Source organism: Burkholderia sp. WP42 (assembly GCF_000745665.1).
Lineage (GTDB): Bacteria > Pseudomonadota > Gammaproteobacteria > Burkholderiales > Burkholderiaceae > Burkholderia > Burkholderia vietnamiensis.
Map to the genome: position 1 here is coordinate 192,627 of NZ_KN050725.1, position 12,906 is coordinate 205,532.

A 12,906-nucleotide genomic window follows, 5' to 3' on the forward strand; every position below is an offset into this window, starting at 1 on the left:
ATGATCTATCCGTGGCAAACCGACGACTGGAACCGCCTGCAGCAGCTGCGCGCGCAATGGCCGCATGCGCTGCTGTTGCACGGTCAGGCCGGGATCGGCAAGCTGCAGTTCGCGCAGCATCTCGCCAAGGGCTTCCTGTGCGAGTCGCCGCAGCCGGACGGCCAGCCGTGCGGCGCCTGCGCGGCCTGCACGTGGTTCGCGCAGGGCAACCATCCCGACTACCGGATCGTGCTGCCCGAGGCGCTCGCCGGTGAGGCGCCCGGCGCGGCCGACGACGCGAAGCCGGCCGACGCCGACGAAGGCGGCAAGAAAACCCGTGCGCCCAGCAAGGAGATCAAGATCGAGCAGGTGCGCGCATTGCTCGATTTCTGCGGCGTCGGCTCGCACCGCGGCGGCGCGCGCGTCGTCGTGCTGTATCCGGCCGAGGCGCTGAACGTCGCCGCGTCGAACGCGCTGTTGAAGACGCTCGAAGAGCCGCCGGCGGGCGTCGTGTTCCTGCTGGTGTCCGCACGCATCGACCGGCTGTTGCCGACCATCATCAGCCGGTGCCGGCAGTGGCCGATGACCGTGCCGGCGCCGGATGCGGCCGCGGCGTGGCTCGCCGCGCAGGGCATCGACGATGCGCGCGCGCTGCTCGCCGAAGCGGGCGGGGCGCCGCTCGCGGCGCTCGCGCTCGCGAGCGACGAGAACCGTCCGCTGCGCGATTTCACGCTCGGCCAGCTGGCGGCGGGCGCCGCGTGCGATCCGTTCGCCTGCGGCGAGACGCTGCAGAAGCTGCCGGTGCCGCTGGTGCTCGGCTGGCTGCAGCGCTGGTTGTACGATCTGCTCGCGCAGCGGATGGCCGGCGCGCCGCGCTACTTCCCGATGCAGTCGGCCGCGCTCGCGCGGTGCGCGCACGCGGTCGACGCCAATGCGTTCGCGCGCTTCATGAAGACCGTGACGCGCCAGCGGATGGTCGAGAACCATCCGCTCAACGCTCGGCTCGTATTCGAGGAACTGTTTCTCGGTTATCGGGAAATCTTCGTCTGAGCAACGATTGTTTCCGTATTGTGCGGAAACGATTGCCGGCGAGCGCCTCGCGCCCGTCCCAAGAATTCAGGAAACACGATGTTCGTCGATTCTCACTGTCACATCAATTTCAAGGGTCTCGCCGACCGCCTGCCGGCCGTGCTCGAGAACATGCGCGAGCACGACGTCACCCATGCGCTGTGCGTCTCGGTCGATTTCGAGACGCTGCCCGAGGTGCTCGCGATCGCGCAGGCGCACGACAACGTGTACGCGTCGGTCGGCGTGCATCCCGATCACGAGGACGCGCATGATCCGACGCTCGCCGAGCTGATCGAGCTGGCCGCGCATCCGAAGGTCGTCGCGATCGGCGAGACGGGCCTCGACTACTACCGTCTCGAAGGCCGCTCGATCGCCGACATGGAATGGCAGCGCGAACGCTTTCGCACGCATATCCGCGCGGCGACCGCGACGATGAAGCCGCTGATCGTTCATACGCGCTCGTCGTCGGAAGACACGCTGCGGATCATGGCCGAGGAGCGTGCGCACGTGCCGGGCGGCGTGATGCACTGCTTCACCGAGCCGTGGCCGGTCGCCGAGCAGGCGCTCGCGCAGAACTTCCATATTTCGCTGTCGGGGATCGTCACGTTCAAGAACGCGACCGACGTGCAGGACGTCGCGCGGCGTGTGCCGCTCGAGCGGCTGCTGATCGAAACCGATTCGCCGTACCTTGCGCCGGTGCCGTATCGCGGCAAGCCGAATGAACCTGCGTACGTGAGCCATGTCGGACGCTTTATCGCCGCGGAACGCGGGATCGCCGTCGAGGCGCTCGCCGAAGCGACGACGCAGAATTTTTTCCGGCTGTTCAGGATCGCCCGTTGAGCACGCGCGACCCGGCCGACAACCCAGGGAAGGAGCCCACAACAATGACGAAGTCGACCACATACCTGCCCAAACGCGCACTCGCCGCCGCCGTCCTCGCCGCGAGCGGCCTGATGGCCGCTGCCGGCGCGCATGCCGAGTCGCTCGATGCGATCGTCAAGGCCGTCAAGTTCGACGACATCGCCGACATCGGCAAGCAGCTGAAGGCCGGCAAGCTCGATCCGAACACGCTCGCGCCGAACGGCGACCCGCTGCTCGTGATCGCCGCGCGCGAAAAGTCCGACAAGGTCGCGGCCGCGCTCGCGGCTACGCCGAACGTCGATCTCGAGAAGGAGGACAAGGCCGGCGAGAACGCGCTGATGCTCGCCTCGCTGAACGGCGACGCCGGGCTCGTCAAGCTGCTGATCGACAAGGGCGCGGAAGTCAGCAAGAAGGGCTGGGCGCCGCTGCACTACGCGGCGACCAACGGCCACGACGACGTGGTGAAGATCCTGCTCGACCACGACGCGTACATCGACACCGCGTCGCCGAACGGCACCACGCCGCTGATGATGGCCGCGCGCGGCAACCACGCGTCGACGGTCAACCTGCTGCTCGACCAGGGCGCCGATCCGCAGGTGAAGAACCAGCTCGGCATCACCGCGCTCGAGTTCGCGAAGCACTACAACGCGCCGGATGCGATCGAGATCCTGAGCAAGCGGACGGTGCGCGTCGGCGCGTCTGCGCCGGCAGATGCCCAAAAGAGTGCAAAATGACGGTTTTCGGCGCGGCGGCCGGTTGCCGCCGCACCGATCGTCGCAGTAAGCGGCCTCGCGCCGCATTGACATAAGGAACACCATGTTGCGGGCTATGTTTTGTGCCGCGGCGTTCGCCGTGCCGTTGTCGGCGGCGGCTTTCACGGGCGCGGATCTCGACCGGCTGTGCGCGAAGACCGACGTCAAGTCGCGGGCGTCGTGCGCGGCCTATATCGAAGGCGCGGCCGATGGCGTCTACAACACGATCGACGCGATCGGCGGCACGACGGGGCCGCGCGTCGGCCAGTATTTCTGCCTGCCGCCCGACATCCGGGCGCAGCAAATGACCGACGCGGTGCGCAAGTACATCGCCGAGAACCCGAAGTTGGCCGACTACAACGCGAGCACCGCGGTGTCGCTCGGACTCGGCAAGGCGTTCCCGTGCAGGGGCGGCAACTGATTTGACGCCGCGTCCGGGCGCGCACGCCGCCCGGACCTCGCCGACGCATCCAGGACGACGCCAGTACGGGTCATAACCGAAGCATCCCGGACGCCGATGATTTCAATCGAGGAAGTGCAGCGCATCGCCGATGCGCCCTTGCATTCGTGGCTCGGCACATTCTGCGTGTCGGCGCTCGTCGTGCTCGTTTTCGTGATCGTGCATCGCATCGGCGCGCGCATCGTGCATCGCATCGCGCGGCCGTATCCGCTGCTGAGCGTGATCCTGCGCTACATCGACAAGCCGTCGCTCGTCACGCTCGTGCTGCTCGCGCTCGAGTTCGTATGGCTGCAGGCGAACGACGCGATGTCGTTCGTCGGCGGGATGCGCTCCGCGGCCGCGGTCGGCACCATCGTTTCGCTCACGTGGCTGCTGGTGCGACTCGCGGCCGGCGTCGGCGACGCGATCATCCAGGCCCATCCGATGGATACGGCCGACAATCTCCACGCGCGGCGCATCCATACGCAGGCCAAGGTGCTGGTTCGGACCGTCATGGTACTGATCGTGATCATCGGCACGGGCGGTGCGTTGATGACGTTTCCGAACGTGCGCCAGGTGGGCGCGAGCCTGCTCGCGTCGGCCGGCGTGGCCGGCCTCGTCGCCGGTATCGCCGCGCGGCCGGTGCTCGGCAATCTGATCGCCGGGCTGCAGATCGCGCTGACCCAGCCGATCCGGCTCGACGACGTCGTCGTGATCCAGGGCGAATGGGGCCGTATCGAGGAAATCACCGGGTCGTTCGTGTCGGTGCGGCTGTGGGACCAGCGGCGGCTCGTCGTGCCGCTACAGTGGATCATCGAAAATCCGTTCACGAACTGGACCCGCAGCAGCTCCGAGATCATCGGCACGGTGTACCTGTCGGTCGACTACCGCACGCCGCTCGCGCCGCTGCGCGAGGAGCTCGCGCGGCTCGTCCATGCCGCGCCCGAATGGGACGGCCGCGTGCAGGTGCTGCAGGTGACCGACGCGAGCGAGCGCACGATGCAGTTGCGTGCGCTGGTGAGCGCGGCCGATTCGTCCACGTGCTGGGACTTGCGGTGCCGCGTGCGCGAGGGCCTGATCGCGTATCTGCAGGCCAACTATCCGCAGTGCCTGCCGCGCGACCGGATGGAGCTGTATCCGCATGAGGCGGCGCCGGAGGGCCCGCGTCCCGAACGGCCGCACACGCGGTCTGCCGCCGCCAGCACCGCGGCCAACACGGCGGCCGACCCGCAGGTCGCCGAAGGCCGCTGATCGCGTGCCGCGACTGGTGGCCGCTTCCTGCCCATGACCGCGCTCAAGACACTCGCCATCGCCAACTACCGCTCGCTGCGCGAGCTGATCGTGCCGCTCGCGGCGCTCACCGTCGTCACCGGGCCGAACGGCAGCGGCAAGTCGAGCGTCTATCGCGCGCTGCGGCTGCTGGCGGACACCGCACAGGGGCGCGTGATCCCGTCGCTCGCCCGCGAAGGCGGGCTGCCGTCGACGCTCTGGGCCGGCCCCGAGCGCTTCTCGCGCGCGATGCTCGCCGGCGACACGCCGGTGACCGGCACGGTGCGCAACCGGCCCGTGAGCCTGAAGCTCGGCTTTGCGTGCGCCGACTTCGGCTATGCGATCGATCTGGGCCTGCCGGTGCCGAGCAGCTCGCAATTCACGCTCGATCCCGTCGTGAAACGCGAATGTATCTGGAGCGGCGCGCTGCTGCGGCCGTCGACGCTGCTGGTCGAACGACAGGGCGCACAGATCCGCACGCGCACCACGTCGGGCGACTGGCGCACGGTGCCGCAGCCGGTGGCGAGCTTCGACAGCATGATGACCGAGTTCGCGGATCCGGTCGGCGCGCCGGAGATGATCGCGGTGCGCGAGCGCATCCGCTCGTGGCGCTTCTACGACCATTTCCGGACCGATGCCCGGGCGCCGGCGCGGCAGTCGCACATCGGCACGCACACGCCGGTGCTCGCGGACGACGGTGCCGATCTCGCGGCGGCGCTGCAGACGATCCGCGAGATCGGCGATGCCGCCGCGCTCGATGCGACGATCGACGACGCGTTTCCGGGCGCGTCGATCGACATCGACAATCCGGGCGGGCGCGGCCGCTTCGACGTGCTGATGCGCCAGCCGGGGCTGCTGCGACCGCTGGCGGCCGCCGAACTGTCGGATGGCACGCTGCGTTATCTGCTGCTCGCGGCCGCGCTGCTGACGCCGCGCCCGCCCGCGCTGATGGTGCTGAACGAGCCGGAGACGAGCCTGCATCCCGATCTGCTGCCGGCGCTCGGCCGCCTGATCGCGCAGGCCGCGCGGCGTTCGCAGGTGCTGGTCGTGTCGCACGCGGCGCGGCTGATCGCGACGCTCGAGCGCGAGGCCGGTTGCGAGTCGCTGGTGCTCGACAAGCAGCTCGGCGCGACGGCGCTCGTCGATGCGGACGCGCGCGATCTGCCGCCGTGGAAGTGGCCGGCGCGCTGACGGGCATGCGCGGCGGCGCGCGTTCGAAGCGGCGCGGCGAATGTATCCGCGCTGTAACAAGCCCCATAAAGTGAAAGACGCGGCAGCGCGGTGCGACGCGATCGCGAATAATGACGGGATATCGGTGTCGACGGCCATGCTGGCCCGCTTTGCGTCGGACGATCGGTCGGCACCGCGTTCGCCGGCCCGCCGAGCACAGGAGACGTGGACTATGAGAATTGCGCAGATCGCCCCGCTGACCGAATCCGTGCCGCCGAAGCTCTACGGCGGCACGGAGCGCGTCGTGTCCTACATTACGGAAGCGCTCGTCGACCTCGGCCATGACGTGACGCTGTTCGCCAGCGGCGATTCGACGACCCAGGCCAAGCTGGAGCCGGTGTGGCCGCGCGCGCTGCGGCTCGATTCGTCGATCCGCGACCGCGTCGCGCCGCACATGCTGCTGATGGAGACGGTCGCGCGGCGCGCGCAGGATTTCGACGTGCTCCATTTCCACATGGACTACTACTCGTTTTCGGTGTTCAACCGGCAGGACACGCCGTTCGTCACGACGCTGCACGGCCGGCTCGACTTACCCGAGCAGCAGCCGGTGTTCGACACGTTCGACACCGCGCCGGTGATCTCGATCTCGAATTCGCAGCGTCAGCCGCTGCCGCAGGCGAAGTGGCTGACGACCGTCTACCACGGGCTGCCCGACACGCTGTATCTGCCGCAGCCGGTCGAGCCGCGTTACCTCGCGTTCCTCGGCCGCATTTCGCCCGAGAAGCGCGTCGATACGGCGATCCGCATCGCCCAGCAGTGCGGGCTGCCGATCCGCATCGCCGCGAAGATCGACGCGGCCGACCAGGAATACTTCGAGCGCGAGATCGAGCCGCTGTTTGCGCTGCCGCACGTCGAGTACATCGGCGAGATCGCCGATCATCAAAAGGCCGAGTTCCTGTCGGGCGCGCATGCGCTGCTGTTTCCGATCGACTGGCCGGAGCCGTTCGGGCTGGTGATGATCGAGGCGATGTCGTGCGGCACGCCGGTGATCGCGTTCAATCGCGGCGCCGTGCCGGAAGTGGTGGACGAGGGCGTGTCCGGTTTCATCGTCGAGGACGAGATCAGCGCGGTGGCCGCCGTCAATCGGCTGCACCTGCTGCCGCGCACCCGCGTGCGCCAGCGCTTCGAGGAGCGCTTCACGTCGCGCCGGATGGCGCAGCAGTACGTCGACGTCTACCAGTCGCTGATACGCGCGCAGAAGCGCTCGCGCTTCAAGGTCATCGACTCGACGACCTGACCGACCCGACGCGCCCATGAAAAAACGGCGATGTCCGCACTGGACATCGCCGTTTGCACATCGCCCGCGCGCGGGCGGGGACGCCGCAGCGTCAGATCTTCAGCTTCGTGACCTTCGTGCCGTTGATCGACACGTCGCCCATCAGGCCGGCGTTGGTCAGCACGACGACCTGCACTGGTGCGGTGGCCGTCGTCGTGTCGATCGCGCCGTTCGCGCCCATCTTCACGAGCGCGACCGATGCGCCGGCGCCGGCGGCCCAGCCGTCCGAGCCGCGGAATTCGTCGAGCGCCTGTTGCGTCATGAACAGGAACACGACGGACTTCGATTGCGCGCCGGCCTGCAGGCCGACCGACAGCGACGACGTGTTGTAGTAGCCGACCGTCGCGCCGCCGACGCGCAGCGCGCCGTTGCCGGTCTGGCCGCCGACGATGAAGCCGGCCTGGATCACGTCGGGGAACACCAGCACGCCGCGCGACTTCGCGACGAGTTCACGCGAGCCCTTGACCGTGGAATACAGGCGCGACAGCGTTGCGTCGACGCTCGCGTCGATCGCCTGACGCTTCGACGCGTTGGTCGCGGCGTTGTCCGGCTTGTCGGGCGTGGTGGTGCAACCGGTCAGCGCGAGGCTGCCGACGATGAGCGCAGCGGCGGCTTTCGCCACGAGATTCCGTTTTTGCATCGTTCTTCTCCATCAGATGATGTTCGGAGTGAGTCTCGCTCACGGAGCGGATCACGTCGGAAGTTATATCACAGGGGATTACAACCCCTTTTCATCGTGGAGAGAAAAAGCGTCAAATCGTGTCGGTTTGTCGCGGTGCGCCAACGGGGGCCGATGCGCCCGCGTGGGCGTCGGCGGCGAGCCACCGACGCCGCCGACGGCCTCAATGCGTGACGGGCGGTGCAGGCGGGGCGGGCGGTTTGATCGGCGGGCGTCGCAACGCGCGGCGCAGCAGCGCGATCACGACGCCGCACGCGAACAGGAACGCGGCTGGCACGACCCAGTAGCCGACGAACGCGTGCCACAGATACGCGGCGAGCGTGTTGCGGCGCAGCACATATTCGTCGCGGGCCGCCTGCTGGCGTGGTGCGTTGGCGGCCAGCACGTCGGCGGGGCAGCCGGCCGCGCGCGCGGCGTCAGCGTCGCCGTGGCACTTCGCGGCGGCCCCGGCTGCCTGCTGCGCGTCGGTGAGCTGCCAGGTGGTCAGCGCGAGTTGCAGATCGGCGTTGTTGTACGCCATTTCCTCGCGGATCTCGCGCACCGCGACGATCGCCACGGGCACGGCCCAGAATACGATCACGATCAGCCAGCGGCGGAACCAGCGGTGTTGTCTCCATGCCATCCATGCCTCCGTTTGACGCGGCTTATGCGTCCGTGTCGAGGGCGGCCCGATGGCGCTTCTTGTACTTGGATGGGCCGCGTTGCAGCCATCATAGAAGAAATCGCGGCGAATTGCCGCACCATGTGGCGGTGTTCGAACGGCGCGATGCGGCCCAGGCGACGCGGCAGCGCAGGGAGGCGCACCGGACACAACGGGGCCGGTGTGCGGGCCGGCGCGTCGAGGCAGGCTGCGCGATCGCGCCGGTCGATGCACGCGCAACGAAACGCACCGGAAATGAAAAATGCCGCGCCCGCCGAAGCGGTGCGCGGCATTCGCGCGGGAGCGCCGGGACTCAGTTGGCCGGCTGATTGCTCAGGCAGCTCTTCATGAACGTCTTGCGGTCGTCGCCCTTCTTGTCGGCGGCCTGGGTGTTGCAGGCCTTCATCTTTTCCTGCTGCGACATCTTCTTCGCGGGCTTGGCCGACAGGCAGTCCTTCATGAACGCCTTGCGTTCGTCGCCCGTCTTGCCGGCGGCCTGCGTGTTACAGGCCTTCATCTTGTCCTGCTGGCTGTTCGCCGCGAAAGCGGGGGAAGCCAGCATGCCGCCGAGAAGGACTGCGGCTACGAGCGATTGGATTTTCATTTCGACACTCCCATGGGGTGAATTGCGTTCTATATCGACGCCGTCACGAAGCGCGCCGCAGCGGCAACAGGGCCGCATCGCGCCGCGCGCTCCGATTATGGCAAATCAATGTGAAAACACCAAAACGGCCTTCCTATAACGCGGCGGCCGACTCGATCGTTGACGGCACGCGTGCGCCGATCATCGGGACAAACCATGACGCGCGGCGGCCGCGTCGAGGGTGCGCGCGCCGAACTTGGCGGCGGGCCGGCCGCAAGCCATTACAATCGCGGCCATGAACACTTCGAACATTGCATCTCCTTCGTCCGCGCCGGCGTTGCCGCGCATCGCCGTACTCGCGACCGGCGGCACGATCGCCGGCGCCGCGCCGGACGCCGCCAGCACGGCCGGCTATCAGGCCGGCGCGCTCGGCGTCAACTTCCTGCTCGACGCGGTGCCGGCGCTGGCATCGGTCGCGCGCGTCGACGCCGAGCAGGTCGCGAGCATCGACAGCAAGGACCTCGCCCTGCCGCTGTGGAATACGCTCGCGGCGCGCATCGACGCGCTGATGGCCGACCCGTCGATCGACGGCATCGTGATCACGCACGGCACCGACACGCTCGAGGAAACCGCGTACGCGCTCCATCTCGTCGTGACCGGCGACAAACCGGTCGTGCTGACCGCCGCGATGCGGCCGGCTACCGCGCTGTCGTCCGACGGCCCGCTGAACCTGCTGAACGCGGTGACGGTCGCCGCGCATCCGGCCGCGCGCGGGCAGGGCGTGCTGCTCGCCTTCAACAATCGCATCCATGCCGCGCGCGACGTCGTGAAGACGAGCACCTACGCGGTCGACGCATTCCATTCGCCGGAGCTCGGTGCGCTCGGCTGGGTGCAGGACGGTCGCGTCGAGTTCGCGCGCCGCGCGACGCGCAGCCGCGACGCGCAACTGATGATCGCGGCCGCGTGGCCGGCGGTCGAAGTCGTCGCGAGCTATGCGGGCGCGACGCGCACGGCGGTCGACGCGCTGGTCGCGGCCGGCGTGCGCGGCCTGGTCGTCGCGGGCACCGGCAACGGCTCGATCCATGCGACGCTGCAGGCGGCGCTCGCCGATGCGGCGAACGCGGGCGTTGCCGTGGTGCGTGCGTCGCGCGTCGGCTCGGGCCACGTGATGCGCAACGGCGCCGCTAACGACGATGCGCTCGGCTTCGTGAGCGCCGGGTCGCTGAATCCGTTCAAGGCGCGCGTGCTGCTGATGCTCGCGCTCGCGAACGGCATCGACGGGCGCGACGCATTGCAGCGCGTGTTCGATACGCTGTGACGGCCGGCCGCCGATAGGGCGGCGCGTGTCGCGTGCAATGAAAAACGCAGGCCGACGGCCTGCGTTTTTCATGTCGGTGTCGCGCCGGACGCTCAGGACTGCGGCGGGATCACCAGCTTCTGGCCCGGATAGATCCGATCCGGACTCGACAGCATCGGCTTGTTCGCCTCGAAGATCACAGGGTACTTGTTCGCGTCGCCGTACACTTCCTTCGCGATCGCGGACAGCGTATCGCCCGGCTTCACGTCGTGGTACTGAACTTCCGGATCGTCCGGCTGGAGATCGTCGTCGTTGACGCCGGCGACGCCCTGCACGTTGCCGGCCGCGACCTTGACCTTCGCCTTCGTGTCGAGGTCGGGCACGCTGCCCGACAGCGTGACGGTGCGCGATGCGCCGTCGAACGCGACCGTCAGGTTCGACGTGTCGAGACCTTGCGTGTTGATGTAGTGCTTGATCGCATCGGCCGCGGTCTGGTTCGCGGCATTCGGATTTTCCGCCGCTTGCGCGTCGGCATGACCCAGCAGTTTTTCACCCGCCTCTTTGATAAACGAAAGAAGACCCATCGCTGCACTCCCTAGGTGTTGAAACGAAATGCGCCGTGAAGTGGCGAAAAAAACACCGCGCTGCACGCGCTCACCGGAGTGGCGCGCGGCGCGGCGGATTTCTCGAAAGGCGTGGCGAAAGTGTAGGCGTTCAGCGCGGCGATTGCATGAAAAATCGCACGCCCGAACGTAAAGAAATGTAATACGCGAAATCCGACAGGCGGACACCCGACGACGACGTCTGACCGACCAAGGCTTCCCCGGCGTCGCCGGGTGCCGCTGCGGACCCCACCACGTCGCTCTCAGCCCAGAGCGGCGTTTTTCGCCCCGTCGCGCACGCATATCGCCATGCGCGGCAGGGCGCCCCAACGTGATGCGCGTGCAGTCGCGCATCGATGCGACCGGCCGTGGCCGGGCCGCGTGTATGTCGCACGCGTTCGCTGTGTGATTCGCGTTATGCGATGCGCGATCAGCAATCAGCATTACGCACGCCGCATTACGCGTCCGGCTTTTGCCCGATCTCGAAGTTCGACATGAACTCGAGCGCGCGCACGAGCGCCGAGTGATCCCATGCGCGCCCGCCGTGCGACGCGCACACGCTGAACAGCTGCTGCGCGCTGGCCGTGTGCGGCAATGCGAGGCCGAGCTTGCGGGCGCCGTCGAGCGCGAGGTTGAGATCCTTCTGGTGCAGCTCGATGCGAAAGCCCGGCTCGAACGTGCGCTTCGTCATCCGCGCGCCGTGCACTTCGAGGATGCGCGACGCGGCGAAGCCGCCCATCAGCGCCTGGCGCACGCGTTCCGGATCGGCGCCCGAGCGCGCGGCGAACAGCAGCGCCTCGCCGACCGCTTCGATGTTCAGCGCGACGATGATCTGGTTCGCGACCTTGCAGGTCTGCCCCGCGCCGTTGTCGCCGACGAGCGTGATGTTCCTGCCCATCTTCTCGAACAGCGGTTTCGCGCGCTCGAACGCCTGCTCGGGGCCGCCGACCATGATCGTCAGCGTCGCTTCGCGCGCGCCGACTTCGCCGCCGGACACCGGCGCGTCGAGGTAGTCGCAGCCGAGCGCGTTGATCTGCTTCGCGAAGCCCTGCGTGTCGAGCGGCGAGATCGAGCTCATGTCGATCACCAGCTTGCCGGCCGAGAGGCCGTTCGCGACGCCGTCGTCGGCGAACAGCACGTTGCGCACGTCGGGCGTGTCGGGGACCATCGAGATGATGACGTCCGCGTGGCGCGCGACTTCGGTCGAATTCGCGACGACCTTCGCGCGCGCGCGCAGATCGTCGGGAATCGGGAACGCGCCGTTGACGACGAGCTGATGATCGCCGTCGAGCAGGTTGCGCGCCATGTGCGCGCCCATGATGCCGAGGCCGATGAAACCGATGTGTGCCATATGAATGTCTCCTTGCTAGGGCGGAACGGAACGGCGGGCGTCAGGCTGCGCGGCGCGCCGCGCGCGGTGCGCGGCCGGCGACGTGTTGCAGCCAGCCGAGCCCTTCCGTCGTGGTGGTGCGGGGTTTGTATTCGCAGCCGACGTAGCCGTCGTAACCGAGCCGGTCGAGCAGCGCGAACAGGAACGCGTAGTTGATCTCGCCCGTGCCCGGTTCGTTGCGGCCCGGGTTGTCGGCGAGCTGGACGTGGCCGATCGACGCGAGGTTGCGTTCGATCGTCGCGGCCAGTTCGCCTTCCATGCGCTGCATGTGATAGATGTCGTACTGCAGGAACAGGTTGTCGGAGCCGACCGCGCGGATCACGTCGAGCCCTTCGGACGAGCGGTTCAGCGCGAAGCCCGGGATGTCGAAGCGGTTGCACGGCTCGACGAGCAGGCGGATGCCTTCGCGCCGGAGCGCATCGGCCGCGAAGCGCAGGTTGTCGACCATCGTGACGAACGTCTGGTCGCGTGCCGTGCTGGCCGACGGAATGCCGACCAGGCAGTTCAGCTGCGGCACCTTCAGCGCCTTCGCATATTCGATCGCGCGGCCGACGCCGTCCTGGAATTCGCCGACGCGATCGGGCAGGCACGCGATCCCGCGCTCGCCCTGATCCCAGTTGCCGGCGGGCAGGTTGTGCAGCACGACGCGCAGCCCGTGCGCGTCGAGCCGCTCGGCCAGTTCCTCCTTCGCGTACGGGTACGGGAACAGGAATTCGACGGCGTCGAAGCCGGCATCCGCGGCGGCGGCGAAGCGATCGAGGAACGGCACTTCGTTGAACAGCATGGTCAGGTTTGCAGCGAACTTCGGCATGAGCTAAGCCTCTTTGGTCGGTCGGTGAGC

General features: G+C 68.0%; 14 protein-coding genes. 8 read left to right on the forward strand and 6 right to left on the reverse strand.

Annotated elements, in window-relative coordinates; genetic code table 11:
• The 7 genes from EX20_RS27365 (at position 1) to EX20_RS27395 (ending at position 6,835) form a co-directional block, all read left to right on the forward strand.
• Positions 1 to 1,029, forward strand: coding sequence for a DNA polymerase III subunit delta' (locus EX20_RS27365; protein WP_011885039.1), 1,029 nt, complete (start codon positions 1 to 3; stop codon positions 1,027 to 1,029).
• A 78-nt stretch (positions 1,030 to 1,107) separates the two neighbouring features.
• The gene (locus tag EX20_RS27370; protein ID WP_034195364.1) at positions 1,108 to 1,887 is read left to right on the forward strand and encodes a TatD family hydrolase; all 780 of its coding nucleotides are present in this window, start codon (positions 1,108 to 1,110) and stop codon (positions 1,885 to 1,887) included.
• A 44-nt stretch (positions 1,888 to 1,931) separates the two neighbouring features.
• A complete protein-coding gene (locus EX20_RS27375) occupies positions 1,932 to 2,642 on the forward strand; it encodes an ankyrin repeat domain-containing protein (RefSeq protein ID WP_011885037.1) in 711 nt (236 codons plus the stop codon).
• An 82-nt stretch (positions 2,643 to 2,724) separates the two neighbouring features.
• A complete protein-coding gene (locus EX20_RS27380; RefSeq protein WP_011885036.1) occupies positions 2,725 to 3,081 on the forward strand; it encodes a Rap1a/Tai family immunity protein in 357 nt (118 codons plus the stop codon).
• Positions 3,082 to 3,177: 96 nt separating this feature from the next.
• On the forward strand, positions 3,178 to 4,350 hold the full coding sequence (locus tag EX20_RS27385; protein ID WP_011885035.1) for a mechanosensitive ion channel family protein: 1,173 nt from the start codon (positions 3,178 to 3,180) through the stop codon (positions 4,348 to 4,350).
• 33 nt (positions 4,351 to 4,383) lie between these two features.
• The gene (locus tag EX20_RS27390) at positions 4,384 to 5,559 is read left to right on the forward strand and encodes an AAA family ATPase (protein ID WP_014723137.1); all 1,176 of its coding nucleotides are present in this window, start codon (positions 4,384 to 4,386) and stop codon (positions 5,557 to 5,559) included.
• 211 nt (positions 5,560 to 5,770) lie between these two features.
• Positions 5,771 to 6,835, forward strand: a complete 1,065-nt coding sequence (locus tag EX20_RS27395; RefSeq protein WP_014723136.1) for a glycosyltransferase family 4 protein — start codon at positions 5,771 to 5,773, stop codon at positions 6,833 to 6,835.
• A gap of 91 nt (positions 6,836 to 6,926) precedes the next feature.
• Here EX20_RS27395 and EX20_RS27400 read toward each other — a convergent pair whose 3' ends face one another.
• From EX20_RS27400 to EX20_RS27410, 3 genes are all read right to left on the reverse strand, one after another.
• The gene (locus EX20_RS27400) at positions 6,927 to 7,514 is read right to left on the reverse strand and encodes a BPSL1445 family SYLF domain-containing lipoprotein (RefSeq protein WP_011885032.1); all 588 of its coding nucleotides are present in this window, start codon (positions 7,512 to 7,514) and stop codon (positions 6,927 to 6,929) included.
• A gap of 202 nt (positions 7,515 to 7,716) precedes the next feature.
• A complete protein-coding gene (locus EX20_RS27405; RefSeq protein ID WP_034195365.1) occupies positions 7,717 to 8,175 on the reverse strand; it encodes a hypothetical protein in 459 nt (152 codons plus the stop codon).
• A gap of 331 nt (positions 8,176 to 8,506) precedes the next feature.
• On the reverse strand, positions 8,507 to 8,797 hold the full coding sequence (locus EX20_RS27410) for a PsiF family protein (protein WP_034195366.1): 291 nt from the start codon (positions 8,795 to 8,797) through the stop codon (positions 8,507 to 8,509).
• Positions 8,798 to 9,071: 274 nt separating this feature from the next.
• Here EX20_RS27410 and EX20_RS27415 point away from each other — a divergent pair, with 274 nt between their 5' ends.
• Positions 9,072 to 10,094, forward strand: a complete 1,023-nt coding sequence (locus EX20_RS27415; RefSeq protein ID WP_034195367.1) for an asparaginase — start codon at positions 9,072 to 9,074, stop codon at positions 10,092 to 10,094.
• Between the two features lie 92 nt (positions 10,095 to 10,186).
• Here EX20_RS27415 and lysM read toward each other — a convergent pair whose 3' ends face one another.
• The 3 genes from lysM to hyi form a co-directional block, all read right to left on the reverse strand.
• Positions 10,187 to 10,657: a peptidoglycan-binding protein LysM gene (gene lysM, locus EX20_RS27420; protein WP_014723131.1), complete on the reverse strand. Its 471-nt coding sequence runs from the start codon at positions 10,655 to 10,657 to the stop codon at positions 10,187 to 10,189.
• 475 nt (positions 10,658 to 11,132) lie between these two features.
• Positions 11,133 to 12,026, reverse strand: a complete 894-nt coding sequence (locus tag EX20_RS27425; RefSeq protein ID WP_034195368.1) for a 2-hydroxy-3-oxopropionate reductase — start codon at positions 12,024 to 12,026, stop codon at positions 11,133 to 11,135.
• Positions 12,027 to 12,066: 40 nt separating this feature from the next.
• The gene (gene hyi, locus EX20_RS27430) at positions 12,067 to 12,876 is read right to left on the reverse strand and encodes a hydroxypyruvate isomerase (protein WP_034195369.1); all 810 of its coding nucleotides are present in this window, start codon (positions 12,874 to 12,876) and stop codon (positions 12,067 to 12,069) included.
• Between the last annotated feature and the right edge of the window lie 30 nt (positions 12,877 to 12,906).